18 protein-coding genes are annotated in these 20,196 nt (G+C 52.3%); 8 read left to right on the top strand and 10 right to left on the bottom strand.

Annotation, left to right across the window (positions count from 1 at the left end; all coding sequences use genetic code 11):
* Positions 1-74: 74 nt before the first annotated feature.
* From gntR to J1784_RS03310, 6 genes are all read right to left on the bottom strand, one after another.
* Complete coding sequence (gene gntR, locus J1784_RS03335) at positions 75-1,070, bottom strand: gluconate operon transcriptional repressor GntR (protein WP_120132910.1); 996 nt, start codon at positions 1,068-1,070, stop codon at positions 75-77.
* A gap of 106 nt (positions 1,071-1,176) precedes the next feature.
* The gene (locus tag J1784_RS03330) at positions 1,177-2,094 is read right to left on the bottom strand and encodes a LacI family DNA-binding transcriptional regulator (RefSeq protein WP_217148008.1); all 918 of its coding nucleotides are present in this window, start codon (positions 2,092-2,094) and stop codon (positions 1,177-1,179) included.
* A 13-nt stretch (positions 2,095-2,107) separates the two neighbouring features.
* A complete protein-coding gene (locus tag J1784_RS03325; protein WP_217148007.1) occupies positions 2,108-3,490 on the bottom strand; it encodes a glycoside hydrolase family 1 protein in 1,383 nt (460 codons plus the stop codon).
* A 59-nt stretch (positions 3,491-3,549) separates the two neighbouring features.
* Positions 3,550-4,878: a PTS sugar transporter subunit IIC gene (locus J1784_RS03320; protein ID WP_217148006.1), complete on the bottom strand. Its 1,329-nt coding sequence runs from the start codon at positions 4,876-4,878 to the stop codon at positions 3,550-3,552.
* Positions 4,875-5,198: a PTS sugar transporter subunit IIB gene (locus tag J1784_RS03315; protein ID WP_217148005.1), complete on the bottom strand. Its 324-nt coding sequence runs from the start codon at positions 5,196-5,198 to the stop codon at positions 4,875-4,877. Before J1784_RS03315 ends, J1784_RS03320 begins: the two co-directional genes overlap by 4 nt.
* A 271-nt stretch (positions 5,199-5,469) precedes the next feature.
* On the bottom strand, positions 5,470-6,165 hold the full coding sequence (locus tag J1784_RS03310; RefSeq protein WP_217148004.1) for a pirin family protein: 696 nt from the start codon (positions 6,163-6,165) through the stop codon (positions 5,470-5,472).
* A 523-nt stretch (positions 6,166-6,688) separates the two neighbouring features.
* Here J1784_RS03310 and J1784_RS03305 point away from each other — a divergent pair.
* Positions 6,689-7,198 carry a GNAT family N-acetyltransferase gene (locus J1784_RS03305; RefSeq protein WP_217148003.1) on the top strand — a complete coding sequence of 170 codons (510 nt, stop codon included), beginning with the start codon at positions 6,689-6,691 and terminating at the stop codon, positions 7,196-7,198.
* Here J1784_RS03305 and J1784_RS03300 read toward each other — a convergent pair.
* The gene (locus J1784_RS03300; RefSeq protein ID WP_217148002.1) at positions 7,195-8,421 is read right to left on the bottom strand and encodes an MFS transporter; all 1,227 of its coding nucleotides are present in this window, start codon (positions 8,419-8,421) and stop codon (positions 7,195-7,197) included. The two genes, J1784_RS03305 and J1784_RS03300, sit on opposite strands and share 4 nt — an antisense overlap.
* Before the next feature lie 197 nt (positions 8,422-8,618).
* Here J1784_RS03300 and olsF point away from each other — a divergent pair, with 197 nt between their 5' ends.
* The gene (gene olsF, locus J1784_RS03295) at positions 8,619-10,319 is read left to right on the top strand and encodes a bifunctional ornithine lipid synthase OlsF (RefSeq protein ID WP_217148001.1); all 1,701 of its coding nucleotides are present in this window, start codon (positions 8,619-8,621) and stop codon (positions 10,317-10,319) included.
* On the opposite strand, the gene J1784_RS03290 is transcribed toward olsF, so the two are convergent.
* The gene (locus J1784_RS03290) at positions 10,313-11,692 is read right to left on the bottom strand and encodes an aminotransferase-like domain-containing protein (RefSeq protein ID WP_217148023.1); all 1,380 of its coding nucleotides are present in this window, start codon (positions 11,690-11,692) and stop codon (positions 10,313-10,315) included. The genes olsF and J1784_RS03290 overlap by 7 nt on opposite strands.
* Before the next feature lie 174 nt (positions 11,693-11,866).
* Here J1784_RS03290 and J1784_RS03285 point away from each other — a divergent pair, with 174 nt between their 5' ends.
* The 6 genes from J1784_RS03285 to J1784_RS03260 all read left to right on the top strand — a co-directional run bounded on the left by J1784_RS03285 (position 11,867) and on the right by J1784_RS03260 (position 17,739).
* Positions 11,867-13,015 carry a hypothetical protein gene (locus tag J1784_RS03285; RefSeq protein WP_217148000.1) on the top strand — a complete coding sequence of 383 codons (1,149 nt, stop codon included), beginning with the start codon at positions 11,867-11,869 and terminating at the stop codon, positions 13,013-13,015.
* On the top strand, positions 12,972-13,265 hold the full coding sequence (locus J1784_RS03280) for a 2Fe-2S iron-sulfur cluster-binding protein (protein ID WP_338019895.1): 294 nt from the start codon (positions 12,972-12,974) through the stop codon (positions 13,263-13,265). Before J1784_RS03285 ends, J1784_RS03280 begins: the two co-directional genes overlap by 44 nt.
* 4 nt (positions 13,266-13,269) lie before the next feature.
* Positions 13,270-14,004: an iron-containing redox enzyme family protein gene (locus J1784_RS03275; RefSeq protein WP_120507749.1), complete on the top strand. Its 735-nt coding sequence runs from the start codon at positions 13,270-13,272 to the stop codon at positions 14,002-14,004.
* An 86-nt stretch (positions 14,005-14,090) separates the two neighbouring features.
* Positions 14,091-15,338: an ATP-grasp domain-containing protein gene (locus tag J1784_RS03270; protein WP_217147999.1), complete on the top strand. Its 1,248-nt coding sequence runs from the start codon at positions 14,091-14,093 to the stop codon at positions 15,336-15,338.
* Entirely contained in the window at positions 15,335-16,498 is a 1,164-nt protein-coding gene (locus tag J1784_RS03265) for an ATP-grasp domain-containing protein (RefSeq protein WP_217147998.1), read from the top strand. The genes J1784_RS03270 and J1784_RS03265 overlap by 4 nt, the downstream gene beginning before the upstream one ends.
* Positions 16,495-17,739 carry an ATP-grasp domain-containing protein gene (locus J1784_RS03260; protein ID WP_217147997.1) on the top strand — a complete coding sequence of 415 codons (1,245 nt, stop codon included), beginning with the start codon at positions 16,495-16,497 and terminating at the stop codon, positions 17,737-17,739. Before J1784_RS03265 ends, J1784_RS03260 begins: the two co-directional genes overlap by 4 nt.
* Before the next feature lie 50 nt (positions 17,740-17,789).
* Here J1784_RS03260 and J1784_RS03255 read toward each other — a convergent pair whose 3' ends face one another.
* Positions 17,790-18,722 (bottom strand): FKBP-type peptidyl-prolyl cis-trans isomerase N-terminal domain-containing protein, encoded by a 933-nt coding sequence (locus J1784_RS03255; RefSeq protein ID WP_217147996.1) that lies wholly within the window; start codon positions 18,720-18,722, stop codon positions 17,790-17,792.
* 215 nt (positions 18,723-18,937) lie between these two features.
* The gene (locus J1784_RS03250) at positions 18,938-20,152 is read right to left on the bottom strand and encodes a serine hydrolase domain-containing protein (protein WP_217147995.1); all 1,215 of its coding nucleotides are present in this window, start codon (positions 20,150-20,152) and stop codon (positions 18,938-18,940) included.
* Between the last annotated feature and the right edge of the window lie 44 nt (positions 20,153-20,196).

Below are 20,196 nucleotides of genomic sequence, written 5' to 3'. Positions count from 1 at the left end.
AGCGTACACGTAGTACGTGAGGAGGACGAGCACCACCCGGATTCAAAGTGGCAAGTAAACCAGGCTCATGCCAATCAGATGCTTCCACCCGCAGATATCGTAAACCCTACATCGACCATTCTCGGCACCACTTCTTCGCCGCGCAGCCTCGCCAGCAGGCGTTCGGCGGAGATCTGCCCCATTCTTTCGCGCGGTGTGAGCACACTGGCCAGCGGAGGCTCCATCGCCTGACCCATGTTATGACCGTGGAAACCGGCAATCGCCATTTGTGACGGGATTTTCAGCCCCTGACGCTGGCATTCAAAGAATGCGCCCGCCGCGAGATCATCGTTGGTACAGAAGATACTGTCGATTTTGGGCCAGTCTTTTTGCGCCTGACGCAGCAGTTCTGCGCCCGCGCTGTAACTTGAGGAGCGGCTGGTCATCACGCTGTAGGGTTCCAGCCCGGATTCACGCATCGCCTGCTCGTAACCCTGCTGTTTGATGAGAGTACGTTCGTCCTGACGCGCGCCAAAATACACCACATGACGGTGACCGCGGGCGATGATTTGCTGGGTCATTTGTCGTGCGGCTTCGAAGTTGTTAAAACCGACCGCCAGATCCACGCACGGCGACACACAGTCCATCATTTCCACCACCGGAATGCCGGCCACTTCGATCATTTTCAGCGTACGCGCCGTGTGATGACGTTCTGACAAAATCAGCCCGTCGATATTGTAGGAAAGCAGCGAGGTCAGACGCTGTTCTTCGCGCTCCTGACTGTAACCGTAGTGGGCGAGCATGGTCTGATAACCGTGAATATCGGTCACGCTTTCGATGCCACGCAGCACTTCGGCGAACACCTGATTGGTCAGCGATGGCAGCAGCACGCCGATGGCGCGGCTTTTTGCATTGGAAAGAATATCCGGTGCCCGGTTGGGGATGTAACCCAGCTCATCGAGCGCCGCAGAAATCTTTTCCTGCAACGCGCCGGAAACCTGTTCAGGATTGCGCAAATAACGGCTGACCGTCATTTTGGTGACGCCCACCTTGTCGGCAACATCCTGGAGTACGGGCCTTTTTTTCTTGATATTCATCAATGAGATGGTGCCGCTGAAAAGGTTAAGGGATCAGAGTGTGATGTTAGCAAACAATCGCGCAGGCGGATATCCGTTGCTGCGCGACATGAGAGGTTTGTCAGGAAGGCAGAGAAAGCTGACCGCGAACCGGTACGCTGAGGTTCGCTGAGAACTGGCCGGTCAGCAGCGCCATCGCGCGTTGTGCCAGCGTTTCCAGCGGATAGGCAATCGCCGGAACCGCCGAAACACCCGGCGGCAATGTGCTGTCGAGGCTGAAGACCATCACGCTTTGCGGCACGCTGCGCCCGTGCAGCGCGAGCTGACGCAGTGCGTCCTGCGCGGTGGCATCGTCCGGCACCAGCAGCGCGTTAAACGGCACGTTCTGCGACAGCAGTTGGTTCAGCGCCTGCGCCCCGCTATGTACCAGCCGACGGTCATACGGCAGCAGGAATTTTTCCAATGCGAGATGATATCCCTGCAAGATTTGCCCGGCGGTTTCGCTATTTTCCGCGTTAATCAGCGCAATCTGTCTGCGTCCTTGTTTGAGCACATACTGGCAGGCGGTTTCGGCGGCAAAGCTGCGGTCAAAGTGAATGCTGCGCTCTGAATCCGCATCCAGACAATCAATGGTGATGACGTTTTCAGGCAAAGCAGGCAACGTAAAACGCGCGCCGATCACAATCATCGCATCGCATAATCCCCTGCCGATTTCGTCCACAGAATGCGTGAGGCTCGCCGCGTCGGTGGCAAAACGCAGCAGTAAATACTTCTGATTCAGCCGCAGTTCTTTTTCCAGGGCATGCAGATAACCGGTGGACTGGTTGATGTTTTCCGTCGCACAAATCACACCGATACAGCCGGTGGATTGCGTGGACAGCGACTGCGCGATCACGCTCGGTTTGTATTGCAGCGTTTCCACCGCCTGCATCACGGCCAGGCGGCTTTCCTCTTTCACACCGCGGCTGCCACTCAGGACACGGGACACCGTCGCTTTCGACACCTTCGCCAGCCGCGAAACGTCGTTAATGTTTGCCATGTCTTTCCTTGTGTTAATCGAAGCCGTGATTTTTAGAAACCGCCGCGAACCATTCGCCGCTTTTCTTCACCGTGCGTTTCTGAGTTTCCAGATCCAGCTGGATGAAACCATACCGGTTTTTATAGGCATTCATCCATGACCAGCAGTCAATAAATGTCCACATATGGTAGCCGAGACAGCCGCTGCCTTCCTGCAATGCGCGGTGCAACCATTTCAGATGCCCGCTGACAAACTCGATGCGGTAATCATCATCAATCCGGCCATCCTTTTCAAAGCGCAGTTCATGCTCCACGCCCATGCCGTTTTCAGATATGAAACAGCGCGGATTGCCGTAGTTTTCCCGCAGATTGGTCAGGATGTCGTAAATGCCCTGTTCGTAGATTTCCCAGCCACGGTGCGGGTTCATTTTGCGCCCCGGCATAACATAGTTATCAAAGAACCATTCCGGCATAAATGGACTTTCCGGATTGACCATACTGTCGCGGCACTGAATGCGGCGCGGCTGGTAATAGTTGATGCCGAGTAAATCCACGACGCCCTGTTGCAGCAGTTCTTTATCGCCCTGCTGACAGGCCGGAAGTTGATCGTGCTTTTTCAGCAATTCCACCAGTTGCTGCGGATATTCACCGCGCAGCGCCGGGTCAAGGAAACTGCGGTTAAACAACAGATCGGCAATATTCGCCGCTTTCAGATCAGCCGGATTCTGCGAGCGCGGATAAGAAGGGGTCAGATTGAGGATGATGCCGATTTCGCCACCGAGGTTGCGGGCGCGATAGGCTTTCACCGCCAGCGAATGCGCCAGCATGGTGTGATAAGCCACGGCGGCTGCACGTTTGAAATCCACCACGTTCGGGTAATGGAAGTCATACAGATAGCCACCTTCCACCGGCACAACCGGTTCATTAAAGGTGAACCAGTGCTTCACGCGGTCACCGAATAATTCAAAACAAGTATCGGCATATTTTTCGTAAGCCTGAACGACTTCACGATTTTCCCAGCCGCCGATTTCCTGCATCGCCATCGGCATATCAAAGTGGAACAGATTGATAAACGGCTGCACGCCCTGCGCCAGCATTTCGTCGATCACCTGATTATAGAAAGTGACCGCTTCCTGATTCACTTCACCGCGCCCGTTGGGAATTAAACGCGCCCAGGAAATCGACGTGCGGAAGGTATTGTGGTTCAGCTGTTTCAGCAGCGCGATATCCTCACGCCAGTTTTTATAAAACGTCGAGGTATCCTGCGGGCCAACGTCGTTGTGAAAACGCGTCGGCTGCTGTGAATACCAGTGATCCCATACCGTCGCACTTTTGCCGTGACTCAGTGTTTCACCTTCCGTCTGCGGCGCAGAGCTGGCACTGCCCCACCAGAATTCTTTTGGAAATGCGTATTTCATTGTCATCCTCGCTGTCCGTTAGCTATACGTTTTTAACTGTGACTTTTATCAGTGAATGTTCAACTGTTCGCCGGCACGGCATTGCCCGCCGTTTGTGCCGTGGCTTTTTCCGCTTCCTGTTTCAGCAATGTACGTTCATAGGCTTTGAGGAACGGGTAGTACATTACGGCTGATAACACCATACAGAACAGGCACATAATTACCGGACTGAATGCCCAGTTTGCTGCCCATGACGCACCAATTGGCGCAGGCGTTGTCCAGGGTGTGAGCGAGACCACTTGCGCGACCCAGCCGAGTTTGGTGGCGGTATACGCAAAAATAGCGTTCAGCATCGGCACCAGAGTGAACGGCAGGAAGAACACCGGATTCATAATAATCGGCGTACCAAACAGGATCGGTTCGTTGATGTTAAAGAAGCTCGGCACCACACCCATCTTGCCAATCGTGCGCAGATGCACGGCCTTGCTGCACAGCAGCAGGATCGCCAGCGGCAGGGTCGAGCCGACGCCGCCGATCAGCAGATAGTGATCCCAGAAGCCTTGCAGATAAATGTGTGGCAGCGGTTCACCCGCCTGCAATGCGGTCTGGTTCAGCGCCAGATTAGTCATCCAGAACGGGTTCATAATGCCGGTGACAATCAGCGCACCGTGAATACCCGCAAACCACAGCACCTGGCAGATAAACACTGAAATCAAAATCGCCGGCAGGGAATCCGACGCGGAAACCAGCGGTGCCAGCAAGTGCATGATGGCTTCAGGAATAATCATGCCAGTGGTGGACTGAATAAACAGGTTCAGCGGATGCAGCGTCGCAACGATCACCACAACGGGGATAAGAATTTCAAAAGAACGCGCCACGCCGGTCGGGACTTCTTTTGGCAGGCGGATGGTGATGTTGCGGCGTTTGAGCAGTGCGTACACTTCGGCGGCATAAATCGCCGTCAGAATCGCAGTGAAAATGCCTTCGCCGGAGAAATATTGCGTTGAGATTTGCTTGTCATGATACGGCGCAGCCACCAGCAGGAACGCCATAAACGCCAGCAATCCGGTCATGATCGGGTCGAGTTTGTAGTGTTTACCGAGACTCGCCCCGATGCCCACCGAAATGAAAAAGGTCATCACGCCCATGCTCAGATACCACGGCAGCATCAGCTGTTCGCGGTATTTCAGCGACAAGTCCAGCCAGCCGCGCGCGAAACCCCAGGTGGTGTCCGGCGAGAAAGGCGGGAAAATGAAGACCAGCATGAACGAGCCGATAATCATGAAAGGCAGCGCCGCGATAAACCCGTCACGAATGGCGATCACATGTCGCTGCTGACCGACACTGCCTGCCAGCGGCGTGATGTGTTTTTCGATGACGTTAACCATCGCCTGATAAAGGCCACTCATACGCGGCTTCCTTCCTGTGCGATCAGACCGTAGGCGAAGTCCAGCACGTTGTCGCCGCGCTGCATGCCGTAATCCATCATGTTGATGGTTTCGACCGGAATATTAAATTCTGCCGCTCTTTTGGAGAGATCGGCCTGCATGTAACGCACCTGCGGCCCGAGCAGCACCACCTGATAATCACGGAATTTTTCGTCAAACTCGCTGGCGCCGAATGCGTCGATCTGTACTTCTTCGCCGCGCTCAGCCGCCACGTCTTTCATTTTGCGCACTAACAAACTGGTCGACATCCCCGCCGAACAACAAAGCATGATTCTTTTCATTTTGCTTCACTCCCAGATGATTTATGTTCTGCCCGTTTCTTCCTGCTGAGGGTATTTGAGACATTTTGGAAACCGGTTTCCATCGTTCAGGCAGGGATGTGCGAACAGGCTCAAAATTTTGACCGGGGATTTGTTACAGGTGTGAATGGCGTCACGAAGCGGAAAAATTAAACAACGCAAACGCGGGGAAAAGGACTAAGGGAGTATGGCGTTTAAACCAAAGAAAAAGGCGACCGGAGTCGCCTTAATAAGTCTTAAGATGCCTGAATAATCAGACCGGTGGCAGATCGAACAACAGAATTTCACTGTCTTCGTCGGCGTGAACGGACAGCGCCGTTTCATCCCAGATAGCCAGTGCGTCGCTCGGCCCGGCTTTCTGACCGTTAATGGAAACCGTGCCTTTAACGACCTGGATCCACACGCGGCGTTCAGCCTGAGGTTGATAAACTGACTGTTCGTCTTTTTTCAGCGCCCAGCGGGACAATTCCATATCCTGGAACACTTTCAGCGAGCCTTCACGGGCATCCGGAGAAAGCACCAGCTGGCGGCCCTGCGGCGCATCGAACATGCGTTGTTCATAACGCGGTTCCAGTCCTTTCTGATCCGGGATAATCCAGATCTGATACAGGTGCAGTTTACGGTCGCTGTTGCCGTTGTACTCAGAGTGAGTCACACCGGTACCGGCGCTCATAATCTGGAATTCACCGGCCTGGATCTGCTCTTTATTGCCCATGCTGTCCTGATGTTCCACGGTACCTTCGAGCACGTAGGTCAGAATTTCCATGTCTTTATGCGGATGTTTACCAAAACCCTGCCCCGCATCGATGAAATCTTCGTTGATCACCCGCAGTGCGGAGAAACCCATGAAGTTGGCATCGTAATAATCGGCAAAAGAGAAGGTATGCCAGCTTTCCAGCCAGCCGTGACTTGCGTGACCGCGTTCTTGTGCTTTGCGTAAGTAAATCATGTTCAACTCTCCTCAATGTTTTCTCTAGTCTAGTCAACGGCTGAGAATAAGAAAGCGTAAAAACTTCACCCCTCTGTTCAAAAAATATGAACAAATGCAGATGCCTAAATTCAAAGGAATTGCAGGAGATTTATACGGGTTTGGGGAGAGGCAGAGAGGTATTTTTCGAAAAAGTTTGAGTTGTGGGAAGGCGGCCAGCAAGCGAACCCCCGGGAGCATACACAAGTATGTGACCGGTGTGAGCGAGCGCAGCCAACGCACCCACGGCTCAAAATATGAAGAAAAAAAAAGCCAGCACCCGGCTGGCTAAGTAATACTGGAAGCAATGTGAGCAATGTCGTGCATTCATGGGGACCCGTTTGACCTTGGTGTGAGGCCATCCCCGGAACGCATGACAATAATAATCATTATCATTCGCACTTGTAAAGCATTATTTTTCACCAAACATTCGATTGACAGTTTTTCTAATCCTGATAAATGTAGAGGATATTCAAACAGTAACCACAAAAAGAGGAGTGTCGCCATGAGCGAAATAGTCATACGTCACGCTGAAGCCGCAGATGCAGAGGCGCTTCAACACCTATACGCTCAGGTTCCTGTTTACAGCGACACACTACAACTTCCTTATCCGCCTGCCACGCTATGGGAAGACCGGCTGGCTAACGCCGCGCCCGGCAGATTTGCGCTGGTGGCGTGCATCGACGGCAAACTGGTCGGCAATCTGACGTTAATGGTCGAGCAGCCGTGGAGACGCCGCCACGTGGCGACATTCGGGATTGGCGTGGACACGCAATTTCAGGGGCGAGGTATTGGCAGCAAGCTGATCGAAGCCGCCCTTGAGCTTTGCGACAAATGGCTGCAAGTGACCCGCGTTGAGCTGACGGTTTATGCCGATAACGACGTCGCTATCGGGCTGTACAAAAAGTTCGGTTTCAGCGTTGAAGGCCTCAGCCCGTGCTACGCCCTGCGCGACGGCGAGCTGGTGGATACGCTCCATATGGGCCGCATCCGTGGCCTGCGACAACCGGCTTAATCGGTACTGACAGAGGCGCTGGTTTCCGGCGAGGGCTGACGTAACAGCAACCGCAGGGCCAGCGCCATCGCAATAAATACCAGCAATGCCGAGCCGAGATAAATCGCATCAATTCCGGCCTGCGCCATCAGCACACCCGCCAGCGGGCCGGTGATCCCCAGTGATAAATCGAGAAATGCCGAATAGGTCGCCAGCGCGCTGCCCTGATTTTCCTGCGGCAATTTTTTGACTGCCACCACGCCCAGCGCCGGATACACCAGCGAGAATCCCACACCGGTGACGAACGCCCCGGCCATCGCGGCCCACGCGGTCGGGGCGAAAAACACCATGATCAGTCCGGCGATTTCCACCACAAAACAGGCCAGTGCCACGCGCAGTCCGCCAAAACGGGTAATGCTGTTGGGTAATAACAGCCGCATGCCGACAAACGCTACGCTGAAAAAGGTCAGGGAGAACGCCGCACCCGACCAGCCTTTGGCGGCATAAAACAGGGTGATAAACGTGGCTATTACGCCAAATCCGGTGGAAGCCAGTGCCAGCATCATGCCGTAGGGCAAAATTTTGCCCAGCACCTGCCGGAACGGGATTTGCGTTGACGCGGTGCCCGTCACCGGCGGTTTGCGCCATGCGGTGATTAACGCCGCCAGCGCCACCAGAATGATGCAAGAAGACAGCAGCGTCAGACCGCCGAGACTGAAAATCAGCACGCCGAGCGGTGCGCCAATCGCCATTGCGCCATAGGTCACCACGCCGCTCCACGAAATCACTTTGCCAATATGCAGCGACCCCACCACGCTGATGCCCCACAGCGTTGAGCCGGTTCCGGCAAAACTTTGTCCGGCACCGAGCAACAGCCTTCCGGCGCACAACAACGCCAGACTGACAGGCGGAGAAGCATCAAATCCCAGCGCCAGAAGATAGAAAACGCCGCTGAGCAGACAACCGCTTAACCCGAATATCACCACCCTTTTCGGCCCGATTTTATCGGCATAACGTCCGGCATACGGACGGCTGAGCAACGTGGCGAAATATTGCAGGCTAATCACAAGCCCGGCCCAGAACGCGCTGTAACCGAGGTGTTCGTGGACATAACCCGGCAAAATCGCCAGCGGCAGGCCGATGGTCAGATAGTTGGCAAAGTTGAATACCAGAATGGAGAGAATTCGCAACGTGGTCTTTGACGGACTGGCAGCAGCTAAGTCGGGCGAAGCAGGTTCAGGCATGGAAATTCGTGTCTCACGAAGAAGGTTCAGGCGTGTTACAAAGCCGTAAATGAGTCTTTGACTTTATTAGCAATTGATTACTTTCGCAACAAAATGAACCGTTGTTTTATTCAGCCTTCCCCGTTCTGACATCAAAGTGACACATCCCTGTCATGCACCCTGATTATGGTCGGGAGACTTCAACCGGAGGACATCCTATGTTCAGCATGGATACCCTGTTTCAGGATCTCGACCCGCAGCACAAAACCCCTTCCTGGCAACGCCGTCTGTTAAAAATCTTATTCCGCGAAAAAGAATTCCACCGCTTTGCCAGCCAGTATCAGCACCTGAAAGGGATTGATATGGCCGAACAGGTGCTGGAGCATTTTAATATTCGCTGTGAACTGACGGAGCGTGACCGGGAGCAAATCCCGAGTTACGGCCCGGTGGTGATTGTCGCCAACCATCCGATTGGTACGCTCGACGGTCTGGCGCTGCTGCACGCGGTGGCGTCTGTGCGTCCGGACGTTAAAGTGGTGGCTAATCAGCTATTGTCGCTGGTGTCCTCGCTCGGCAGCCTGATGATCCCGGTGGATAATATGGGCAACCGCACCCGCCGCAATCAGGTGACGCAGATGCAGGAACACCTGGAAAATCAGGGCGTGCTGATTGTGTTCCCGGCGGGCGAAGTTTCCCGCATGAGTTCCAAAGGTGTGCGCGACGGCAAATGGCACACCGGTTTTCTGCGTCTGGCGGCAAAAGCCCGTGCGCCGGTGGTACCGGTGCATATCAGCGGCAGTAACAGTGCGTTGTTTTATCTCAGTTCGATGATTTACCGCCCGCTCAGCACGCTGTTGCTGGTGCATGAAATGTTCGGCCAGCGCGGCAACAGCCTGACGCTGAAAATCGGCGCACGCATTCCCTATTCCAGCTGGCACGACGGACAAATGCAGGCAGGCGATCTGGCGGCGCGTTTTCGCAAACATCTTTACCGCCTCGGCGCAGGTAAACCGGGGCTGTTCCACACCGAAACGTCAATTGCCCGCGCCGAAGATCGCGCCGTTTTGAAACACGCGCTGGAAGCCAGCGAAGTGCTCGGCAAAACGCCGGACGGCAAAATGATTTATCTCTATCGTCGTCACGGTGAAGATTACGTACCCGTACTGCGCGAACTCGGGCGTTTGCGCGAAATCGCGTTCCGTGCAGTCGGTGAAGGCAGTGGCCGCCGCCGGGATCTCGATGGCTACGACGACGATTATTATCATCTGGTGTTATGGGATCCGCAGGCGCTGGAAATCGTCGGCGCTTACCGCTTTATTCCGACCGCCGATCAGGTCGCCAGCAAAGGGCTGAACGGGATTTACAGCCAGAGTCTGTTCCAGTACGGCCATCAGATGGACCCGATCCTGGCGCAGGGTATCGAACTCGGACGCAGCTTTATCCAGCCCGCTTACTGGGGCAAACGCGGGCTGGATTATCTGTGGCTGGGCATCGGCGCGTATCTGGCGAAATATCCGCAGACGCGTTATCTGTTCGGTCCGGTGTCGATTTCCGGCGGAATGCCGCTGCCCGCCCGCGATCTGCTGGTAGCGTTTTATCGTTTGTATTTCGCACCGGCGCTGCCGCTGGCGACGTCGCGCCGCCCGTATCCGGCCTCGCTGCCGGACGTGTTAGCCCAGTTTTGCGGCAACGATTATCAGGAAGATTTACAGCGCCTGAAACGCTTACTGGCAAATCTCGGATGCAGCATTCCGGCGCTGTATAAGCAGTATTCAGAGCTTTGCGAAACCGGTGGCGTGCAGTTCATTGATTTCGGCAGCGACCCGGAATTCAACCACTGTATTGATGGTCTGGTGCTGGTGGATCTCAGCCAGTTAAAACCGGCGAAGTTCGAGCGATATATTGCAGTACATCAGTGACTGAGCAGGCTTACCACCAGATTTTTTACCGCGTCGTTGTCGCTGTGTGCGATGTTAAAACGCATGAAGCGCAGGCCTTCCGGTCCCTGACAAAACAGGGTGCCGGGAGCCAGTGCCATACCCTGCTTTAAGGCCTGATCGGCCAGCGTTTCGCTGTCGATATGCTCAGGGAGCTCCACCCACAAAAACAGCCCGCTGGAATTCTCCACCGGAAAACGGCATCCCGCTGCCTGCAACCAGCGTTTCACACGCGAAGACGCATCGCTCAGATTACTCGCCAGTCGCCGCTGATGGCGGTTATAGCTGCCATCACGGAAAAACTGGTACAGCGTCTGCTCGGTAAATTCACAGGTCACGCCGCCGGTCAGCGATTTTAGCTGCGCCAGCTGTTCAGCCAGTTTAGGGCTCGTCGCGATATACGCCACCCGCATATTGGCGCTCAGCAGCTTGGAGAATCCGGAAATATAACTGGCGTTCACCAGTCCGGCTAAGGCCGCCATCGGCTTCGGCGCGGGCTCCATTAAATCATGATAGAGGTCATCTTCAATCAGATGGCAATCGTACTGATTTAACAGAGTAATCAGAGAAAACATCTCTTCCAGCGTGTAGCTGTGACCGGTCGGATTGTGCATCAGTCCCGAGGTCAGATACACGCGCGGACGGTGCGTTTCCAAAAGTTTTGCCAGCGCTTTTTTACTGACGCCCTGATGGCCGCGTGGCGCGAAAATTACATTGGCATGATGTTGCCGGAGACTGGCGTGAAAATTGAAATAACAGGCGTCATCCAGTAATACCGTATCTCCCGGCTTTAACAGCACGCGAAATAACATATCAATGGCGTTCATGGTGCTGTTGGTCAGAATAATCTGGTCAACCGGAACGCTTATTCCCGCCTCACTCATTTTCATTTGCAGCGTTTTTCGAAGCGGCAAATAACCCATCGGATTACCATATTCTGAGAACTTCAGATGCGGTTTGCGAATTGTCTGGCGTAAGGCTTTACGAAATAACTCCGTGTCTAACCAGTTCTCCGGAAAGAAACCGCAACCGGGTCTGAGCACATCGGTATTTTTGATAAATGCCCGTTTCAGACGGGAGTGTAAATCGGAATTAACGATTGATACCGGTTTATCTAATTCATTATCCGGATTAGCTCGCGTGCGGCTGACAAAATAACCCCGTCCCTGAATAGAAGTCACCAATCCGCTGGCACGTAAACGCTCTAAGGCCTCCACCATCGTGTATTTGCTGATCGAAAGTTGCTCGCAAAAAACACGCAAAGAAGGGAGACGGCTGCCGGGTAATAAGCGGCCATCGGCTACAGCCTCGCTAATAAAATCAACGAGCTGACGTACTTTAGGCGTTCCTTCCACTAAGTGGAATTGGGATAAGCTAAAAATGGTGTTTCCTCTGCTTGATACGGTATTCACTTTACCGGTGTTTTGACCAGTAAGGACAGCCAATGTTTCGTTCAGCATTCTATGACCAGTAACGAAATAATACCTTATGTTTTCGGGCACAGACTTAGCCAGACATAAGATAACCCGATGAACCGCTGTAAAAATTCCGATAAACCGTTAAAAAACAGCCTGTTGAAATCAGGTAATACACAACTTTTGTTGTTGCGGATGATCTCCGCCATCGCCCTGTTTTCCTTACTGGGGCAGGCCAATGTCTGGCTGGACGCCACCAGCAATGCGCTGCTGGCCTTCGGGTACCGTTTTCTGTTGATCCTGACCCCACTGACCCTGGCGTTGTTCGGAAAACGCGCGTTAATTGCGACAGTATTCGCCTCTTTGCTGGGCCTTATATTGCTGTCGCTCAATATTATGAACATCTTCAACTGGCTGGCCGTGATTCTTTTCAGTTATGGCGTGGCGGTGCTGGGTTTTATTGTCAAGAATGATGCGGCGAAAACCCCTGCCGGAGCGGCAAACAATAAAATAATGCTCAATCTGGGCAGCTTATGCGCCGGATTATTATTACTTTACCCTCACTGGGTGCCGGTCGAATTTTATCTGATTATGGGTCTGCTCCTGCTGCTCTGCCTTCCTGCGGCGCGCCGGTTCAGCCTTTCGGGTGAAGTCACCACACAGAGCATGATTAAATCCAATGCGCGTAAACCCGGCAAATTTAAATGGGTACTGGCGGGTGTGGTGACGGGCATTAAATTATTTGCCGTCTTCTCCATACTGCCGCAGGAAATTCTCGCTCACCGGCCACAATTGCCAGGCTGGTACGGCGTGATGATTATTCTTAACAGCGCGATTGTCGCCCTGCTGCAAATTCCGGTAATGAAGCTGATTGAGCGCAGCGGCTCGCGGGCGATGTTGTTATCAATGGCCATCATATTATCCGGATTAATTGTTCTGGCCGTACCGGGATTATTTCAGGTGCATACTTTTGCAGGTGCGTTTGTGTGGCTGGCATTTCTTTCGATTGCCGAATGCGGGCTGAGTTATATCGATTATTGCGCCGCACAGGACAATGCATTACTGATTAAAGAATTGTCGGTAAGCTTAGGTGCCGGATTAACCGTATTAGTCATGCGTTTTTTCCCGGTCTCGGTAAATACTGAAATCCTTTCGGTTATTTCCATCGCCGCATTATTTATCTGGCTATGGCAATACAAATATCCGCCTAAAACAATACATGAGGAAAGTGCTGATGCCCTCAGTGACGTTTACGAAAAGTGAAACGGAATTTACATTCAGAGATGTAATCAGTCTTCTGGAATGCAGGGACAATATGAAGTTTGGATGTAAAACGGGTAATTGTGGATTATGCCGGGTGAAAGTGTTATCCGGCATAGAAAACATCACATCCATCACCACTAAAGAAAGACGCCTGTTTAAAGTTCTTGAAATCGAAGATCCTGATATACGACTGGCCTGCCAGTGCAAAATAACCGGTGATGTCACCTTAATTGAAAATTTTCTGGAGTAAGTTCATGAGCAACCGTATTAAAGATACCGCTATTGTTCGTCGTGCACCGTTTCTGAATCTTGAAAAAAGCCAGCAGGTTAAGCGTGAAATTGATGACTTCCTCGATACAAAAATTATCGAATGGAACAATACCGTGCCTTCGGCTAAGCATCTAGAAAATAAGGAGATCAACCAGGATTACTATAAGCAAACCCTGATCGAACACAGCTGGCGTATCCGTCTGATGCGTACCGTACAGTGTAATGCGCTGCACAAAATCTCCCAGACTAATGCCGAAGCCGCGCAACTTTATGCCGCCTATCAGGATGAAGAAATGCTGCACGACACCCTGTTCATGCAAGATGCCGAAAGCTTAGGCATTGCCAAAGAAACCATTTTTAACACCGAACCAAGCTTCTATACCCGTCTGCTGAGCGGCTTCCTGTATTTCATCGCCGAACATGAAAAGCCGGTCGGTGTAGTGTGTTACAGCTATCTGGTGGAATACACCACGCAAAAAATTACGCCAAAACAAATTAAGGCGCTCTCAGAATCTATCGGTAAAGACAAAATCAGCGGTCAGGCTGCGCACCTTAATACCGACCTGGTAGAAGATCACACGCAGGACATGTGGGATATTCTGAGCAAACTCATCGAAAGCGAAGAAGATATTCAGGATGTAAAACGTTATTTAGCGGAAATTCAGGAACTGCTGAAAATGTTCTTCGTCGATATGCATAACAAATATATTAAAGAATAATTCATTAAGACTCAGTAATGATGCAATTCAGGTTGCAGGGTTTTCTGCAACCTGAATAACCGAGTCAATATGGCGGAGCAGGCGAAATGGCAAAAGCAATTCTTATTTTATCCCATCAGTTACTTTCGATGGTTGAACCGATTAAACACATTGCAGAAAAATCAGGTTATACCTGTTTCATTCTTTCTTCCGCCTCAGAAAGAATTGAGAAGCCACAGTGGTCTTTTGATAAACACTATGTTCATGTGACAAATTCGCTGCATCTGACTCATGCGGATATTGATCAGTTCCTGACAGATTACGGTCAGGGAATAGTATTCGCCGGATGTATCAGTGTCTGGGACGGCTACCGCGAATTAATGGCGTACGCCAATCAGAAACTGGGGGCTAACGATATCAGCGAAGACGTCGTCGGACGTTTACGCGACAAGCTTGCTATGCGCACAAGACTTCGGGAAGCCGGTTTGTCAGCGGTTTCCTGCCAGTTACTGAACGAAGATATTTATCAAAGTATCACCACGCCGGAAAACTACTTTATCAAGCCACGTACCGGTCTGGCTTCAATGGGCACCTTTCCTGCGAAATCCCTGACGGCCTATTCCCAGCTTGACGCATTGTGGGCCAGCGCCGCCGCTGACAGCAATTACGATGGCGTTTTTTCAGCGGATAACGGCTTCATCATCGAAGGCTTTATCAGCGGCACCGAATGCAGTTTTGAAGTCAGCGTCAGCGACGGGCAATCCCATGTGCTGGCTGTCCATGAAAAACTCGATGTCGTACAGGATACCTGGTCCGTGCTGGAAGGCGCCTGTATCTGCCCGCCCCGCTCGCTTAATGCTGAACAAACCGAAGCCGGTAAGGTTTTTCTCGGCAAGGTGATGCAGACACTCGGCGTACACACCGGCGTTTACCACGTCGAGATGAAATGCGACGCCAGAAATCGCTGGGAAATCATCGAAATCAATCCGCGCATTGGCGGTGCTTACATCGTGGACAGCACCCGGATCCACTCCGGTGCCTGCCTGCTGGAAACCTGGCTGCGGCTGATCACCGGCAAACCCGCTCAGCGAGAATCCCGTCACGAACGCACCACGTTCTTCCGGGTCTTTTTCGGTGAGTCCGGTCGTACCCTGCAACGTATTGAACGCAACGTCACTGAACCGCAGGTGCTGCTGGACAAGGTGCTCTACAAACCCGGCGACTGCCTGCCCCGCGTGGAGCGCGAGATTTTCCTCGGCATGGCGCTGTGGGATATCACCGAAATGGCCGCCAGCCAGCAGCCCGACTTTTTCAGCCAGACCAACGATTATTTGAAAACGGAGTATCAGCCATGAAAATCATCGTCCTGCACCGCATCCCGTTTGAAAAAATTCGCTACGATCAGATTATCGATCACCGCCTGAACGAGGTGTATTACTTCTGTCTGCCGGGCCACAGCAGCGACCTGCCCGACGACGCTAACGTGATTATTGTTAATAACGACACCTTCCTTGCCTCAGAACTGATCGAGCGTTATACCGCGTTGCTGGTGGATGCCGACCGGTTGATCTCCCGTTCGGAGTACGATCTTATTGAAGCCGCGAAGATCCGCGAATTCTTCGTGATGCCGGGCGATACCACCGCTGGGATCTTACCGCTGAGAAACAAATGGGCCATGCGTTATCGCTGCAAACAGCAGGGGATCCCGCAGCCTGATTTCTGGCATCCGCTGGAATTTATTCAGGGCCCCCAGCGCGAAGGAAAATTCCTGCTCAAACCGCGCGCAGAAGCCTCCAGTAACGGCATTCAGGTGGGGGATTATGCCGCCATCAAACAGGCTATTTTTGCGCTGAAAGACTATGAAACCATGATGGTAGAAGAGTTTATCGATGGGGTGATTTATCACTTTGACGGCTGGCTGAGTAAAGGCGAACCACTGGCGTTCGTCAGCAGCCATTACATTCGCGACTGCCTGAGTTTTTCGGGCGGTACGCCGCTGGGCTCGGTTCAGGTAAGCACTGAAGCAGCGCACGTTTCACTGGTGACCCGTACCCTGGCGGCACTGGGTTACGAGAATGGCAGCTTCCATTTTGAAGCCATAAAAGATGCCAGCGGTCAGTTCTGGTTTCTGGAAACGGCGGCCCGCGTGGGGGGTGCCGGCGTTGCTGAAACCTTCCATCTGCGCACCGGACTGAACTTATACCATGCCGATTTGCGTTATCAGATTTACGGCATGCCACCGGTCTGTGTCCCGCTGCTCAATGGCGTATTTTACGGCTGGTTTGTCTATCCTGCGCACCGTTTGCATTCCGATTACACCCTCTCCTTCTCACCTGCAAACTGGAGTGAGAATTTACTTCATTATCAATGCAATGCAGGCATCTGTTCCAAAGGCGCAATTTCGTACTCCCCGGATCGCTCTCCGCTGAGCGGCGTGGTGTTCGGCGGGCAGGAGCAGATTTCTCAGACCATTGAGTCGATATTCAATGTATGCACAGTGGTGGAAATATCATGAGTACTCCGTGTTTTGTGGTGGTGGGTTATAACAACGTCCGCATTTATGACGTTGAGAAAATGCGTAAAGAAGCCTTAAAGAATTTCGATGCCAAAATGGTGCTGATCACCGAGAAAAAAGGGGTGACCGACGACGAGTTTGCTGATCTGGTGGTGGAAGCGTCATTCGACTCTGAGCGGCTTCATCAGTCCTTGTGTACGGTGAGCGATGCGCTGGCCAAAAGCGGCCTTTTGCCTGTCGGGATCCTGCCTTTTTCTGACCGTGGCGTACCGCTGGGTGCGCTGCTGGCAGAGTGCTTTTCACTGCACGGCGCAACACCACAACAGGCTCTCGCGGGGCTGGATAAACAGATTTTCCGCCAGCTCGACGCGCAGTCCGTCTCGCACCCTGCCGGATATCGTACCGTCACCAGTCAGCAGGTGAGCTCGCTGGAGGACCTTATCAACCGGGTGAAAGAACTCGGTGGCAAAGCCTTTATCAAACCGGCGAAAGAAGGCAACAGCCGCGGCTGTCAGGTCATTGAAAGTGTGCAAGATTGTCAGGCGGTCTGGCTCTCTCTCACGCCTTATCACGCAGCGGGCGTACTGGTAGAAACGCTGATTGAGAGTGCCAGCGAATTCAGCTGGGATTACGTCGCAGGAAAGCAGTGGATCACCGAGAAACATACCACTGAAGGGCATTACCGCGCCGAGTATCAGCAGGTGGTTCCGGCCTGTTTGTCGCCGGAAGATGAATCATTGTTGCGCCATGCGGGCGAACATATGCGCCATCTGGTTTCGCCGCAAAATGGCGCGTGGCATAACGAGATTTTCCTGTTACCGGGGGCGACGGCGGCAGTGGAAACCAATATGCGACCGGCCGGAATGCATATCTGGGATCTGGCGATGCTGAGCTTTGAGAACTTCAATCCCTGGCAGCTGTGGCTGAACTGGGCGGCGCAAGGCACCGTCGCGTCAGAGCCGTTACGTCAGACGCATTACGCCGGTATCCGCATGCTGCGCGCCCGTCAGGGCGGCACGCTGGTGTCATTACCCGACGGGCAAAAGCTGGCGGAAGAACTGGGGATCAGCGCGCATCAGGTGAAATTTTCGGCAAAAACGGGCGACACGCTGAATGATGAAATCAAAAGTAATGCGGATTTCATCGGTCAGATCATTCTACGTGATACCGACCACGCTCAGCTGTTGAATTCCCTGAACACGCTGGCGACCGCTATCGAAAATGCCGCTGAAATTGAGTAGAACGGAAACAGAAACGGGGCCTGCTGGCCCCGTTGCTTATTGAACGAATATTACTTCGTCTGAGTCACATCAACCACGGAAATGGTGTAAATCACGACGGTATTCAGCGGCGATTCACCGTGAGCGTCTTTGGCTTTTTCCAGCGTCGCCGGTGGGATCACCACGGTGATCTCACCGCCTTTGCGGATAAGTTTCACACTGTCGCGCAGCACCGGCGGCATATTGGCAATGCGGAAAATTTCGTTGGCATTATCAATTTTCGGCGCATCAACCACGGTGCCGTCAACCAGCGTGCCTTTATAATTCACCTGAACTGTATCGGTATCTTTCAGCGCAGCGCCTTCACCTTTATTATCAATAAAATACAGCAAGCCCTGCTTCGTCTTTTTGACACCCTCACGTTTGGCAAACGCATCGACATACGCTTTATCTGCCGCCTGTTTTTTCTCGTTCTGCGCCTGCGTCAGCACTTTTACCTGTTCATCAAACGTGGACATGGTCGCCCGAATATCTTCATCGCTCATTTTCACCTGATGGCCGAACGTATCAGCGATACCCGCCAGCAGAATGTTTTTGTTCAGGGTGATGTGCAGGCTTTTCTGGTTAGCGAGCTGCTCTTCGATAAAGTGCGCCAGCATGACACCGCTGGCATACGCGCGTTTCTGCTCTTCACTGTCCAGCATCTGCGCCGGTGCAGGGGCTATTCCGGCGGCTATAATACTTTCGGCGGTGACCTCTGGCGGCACAACATTTTTTTCAGCGTCCTGGTTTGCCGGTACCACAGGCGTCTGTTCTGGTGCCGGAGCCGATTCTGATGTTTTTTCTGCCGTCATTACCGGTGCAGGAGCGAGAGCATCAACCGGTGCCGTCTCAGATGACGTAACAGGCGCCGTGGACAGTTCAGCTGCGCTGACAAATAACGTCATTCCTGACATCATCATGGTACCGAACAGGTAAAATCCTTTTATGCGGGAGAGAGACATAACGTTCCTTGATAGCGTTAAAGTTTACGAAACGGATAATATTGCATAACAGACGTTATACAATAATCTTCAGGATCGGTTTTTATAAAATCACGTGAAAGCATTTTATATTCAACATGGAAAAGATGAAGTCTCTATTATGTAAAAATTCATATAAAAATAAATTAACGCGATGATTTATATCCAAAAAAAGACACCTTCTTAATGCCTCTCCTTTATTTATAGGAATTTTCTCTTCCGCTGCATTTTCCCTGATAATCATCAGCCATCGCCATTTTCAGCAACAAATCATGACCAATATAGTTACTCCAGTTAAAAGTGTTCTGTAAAACGACGACCGCGTTTTTATGTTTTTTATCGAAACCGATATAACTGGAATAACCGCCGATATACCCGACCTGATAGGTAATCTTTTGATTACTTTTCGTATCCGTCACCCAGGCAATATTGGCCGCTTCAATTTGTCGCTGATAATACACTTTTTCCGTCACCCGAATGGCCGCGCTGAGATCCCCCGTCTGCGCATCATCAATATGTGCACGCAAGTATTTCAATAAATCATCGACATTGCTGTAGAGACTGGCGGCGGCCACCATATTCTTATTGAATGACCAGTCCGGTACGACTTCTCCGCGACGGATAAACTTAGGCTGATCGCCCGCGTGACCAATGGCGCGGTACGGATACGCTTTGAGTTTTGAGCCGTAAAAACTGGTGTTACCCATTTTTAATGAATCGAAGATGAAGTCATAAGCCAGCTGCTGAATATCTTCGCCGGTTTTTAATTTGAGAATATATCCCAGCAAGGCATAGCCCAGATTGGAATACTGCGGCACCAGAACCTGCGGTTTTTTGAATGAAGACAGGTCGTTGAGAACGTCATCGCTGTCCAGTTCATGATAGAAATTATCGCCGGTATAAAGATATTTCAGGAAACTTTCCAGCATATCCTTCGTCATGTTCTGACGCGGCAGCCCGGAGGTATGCGTCGCCAGCTGCAGCAGGGTGATATTTTTGGCATCGTCACTCAGCACAATGTTTTCCGGCAGCAAATCCGACAGTTTGTCATCCCACTTCAGCTGCCCTTTTTCCACCAGTCCGGCCACCACTTCACCGGTCACGCCTTTGCTGACTGATCCCAGCGCAAACAAGGTTTGGCCGTCAATTTTGTAGCCGTTCACCGCGTTGGTATAGCCGAAGCCCCAGGTACGGGCGACACCGTCGTTTCTGATGATGCCAATCGCCAGACCGCTGGCCTTTTCCCTGCGCTGATATTTCTCCACGACATCACTGACCATGCCGTTAATGTCGCCGGTACAGGCGAGTTGTTTCACATCCTGAGGATTTTCATCGACATGCATGTCAGATAGCGTTCCGCACGCGCTGAGAAATACCGGAAGAAGGACGATAAAGCGGTGAGACTTGCTCATGATGCTTTTATTTTTTTCCGCTTTTGGCTGGAGAAAAACGGGCT

Source organism: Rahnella ecdela (genome assembly GCF_019049625.1).
Lineage (GTDB): Bacteria > Pseudomonadota > Gammaproteobacteria > Enterobacterales > Enterobacteriaceae > Rahnella > Rahnella ecdela.
The sequence above is the reverse complement of the archived record's forward strand: the minus strand, read 5'-3'. Positions and strand labels throughout refer to the sequence as shown.

Coding starts and splice junctions, on each gene's coding strand:
- J1784_RS03330 (WP_217148008.1), bottom strand. CDS start 2,094: ATGGCAAACATTAACGACGTTTCGCGGCTGGCGAAGGTGTCGAAAGCG.
- J1784_RS03325 (WP_217148007.1), bottom strand. CDS start 3,490: ATGAAATACGCATTTCCAAAAGAATTCTGGTGGGGCAGTGCCAGCTCT.
- J1784_RS03320 (WP_217148006.1), bottom strand. CDS start 4,878: ATGAGTGGCCTTTATCAGGCGATGGTTAACGTCATCGAAAAACACATC.
- J1784_RS03315 (WP_217148005.1), bottom strand. CDS start 5,198: ATGAAAAGAATCATGCTTTGTTGTTCGGCGGGGATGTCGACCAGTTTG.
- J1784_RS03310 (WP_217148004.1), bottom strand. CDS start 6,165: ATGATTTACTTACGCAAAGCACAAGAACGCGGTCACGCAAGTCACGGC.
- J1784_RS03305 (WP_217148003.1), top strand. CDS start 6,689: ATGAGCGAAATAGTCATACGTCACGCTGAAGCCGCAGATGCAGAGGCG.
- J1784_RS03300 (WP_217148002.1), bottom strand. CDS start 8,421: ATGCCTGAACCTGCTTCGCCCGACTTAGCTGCTGCCAGTCCGTCAAAG.
- olsF (WP_217148001.1), top strand. CDS start 8,619: ATGTTCAGCATGGATACCCTGTTTCAGGATCTCGACCCGCAGCACAAA.
- J1784_RS03285 (WP_217148000.1), top strand. CDS start 11,867: ATGAACCGCTGTAAAAATTCCGATAAACCGTTAAAAAACAGCCTGTTG.
- J1784_RS03280 (WP_338019895.1), top strand. CDS start 12,972: ATGAGGAAAGTGCTGATGCCCTCAGTGACGTTTACGAAAAGTGAAACG.
- J1784_RS03275 (WP_120507749.1), top strand. CDS start 13,270: ATGAGCAACCGTATTAAAGATACCGCTATTGTTCGTCGTGCACCGTTT.
- J1784_RS03270 (WP_217147999.1), top strand. CDS start 14,091: ATGGCAAAAGCAATTCTTATTTTATCCCATCAGTTACTTTCGATGGTT.
- J1784_RS03265 (WP_217147998.1), top strand. CDS start 15,335: ATGAAAATCATCGTCCTGCACCGCATCCCGTTTGAAAAAATTCGCTAC.
- J1784_RS03260 (WP_217147997.1), top strand. CDS start 16,495: ATGAGTACTCCGTGTTTTGTGGTGGTGGGTTATAACAACGTCCGCATT.
- J1784_RS03255 (WP_217147996.1), bottom strand. CDS start 18,722: ATGTCTCTCTCCCGCATAAAAGGATTTTACCTGTTCGGTACCATGATG.
- J1784_RS03250 (WP_217147995.1), bottom strand. CDS start 20,152: ATGAGCAAGTCTCACCGCTTTATCGTCCTTCTTCCGGTATTTCTCAGC.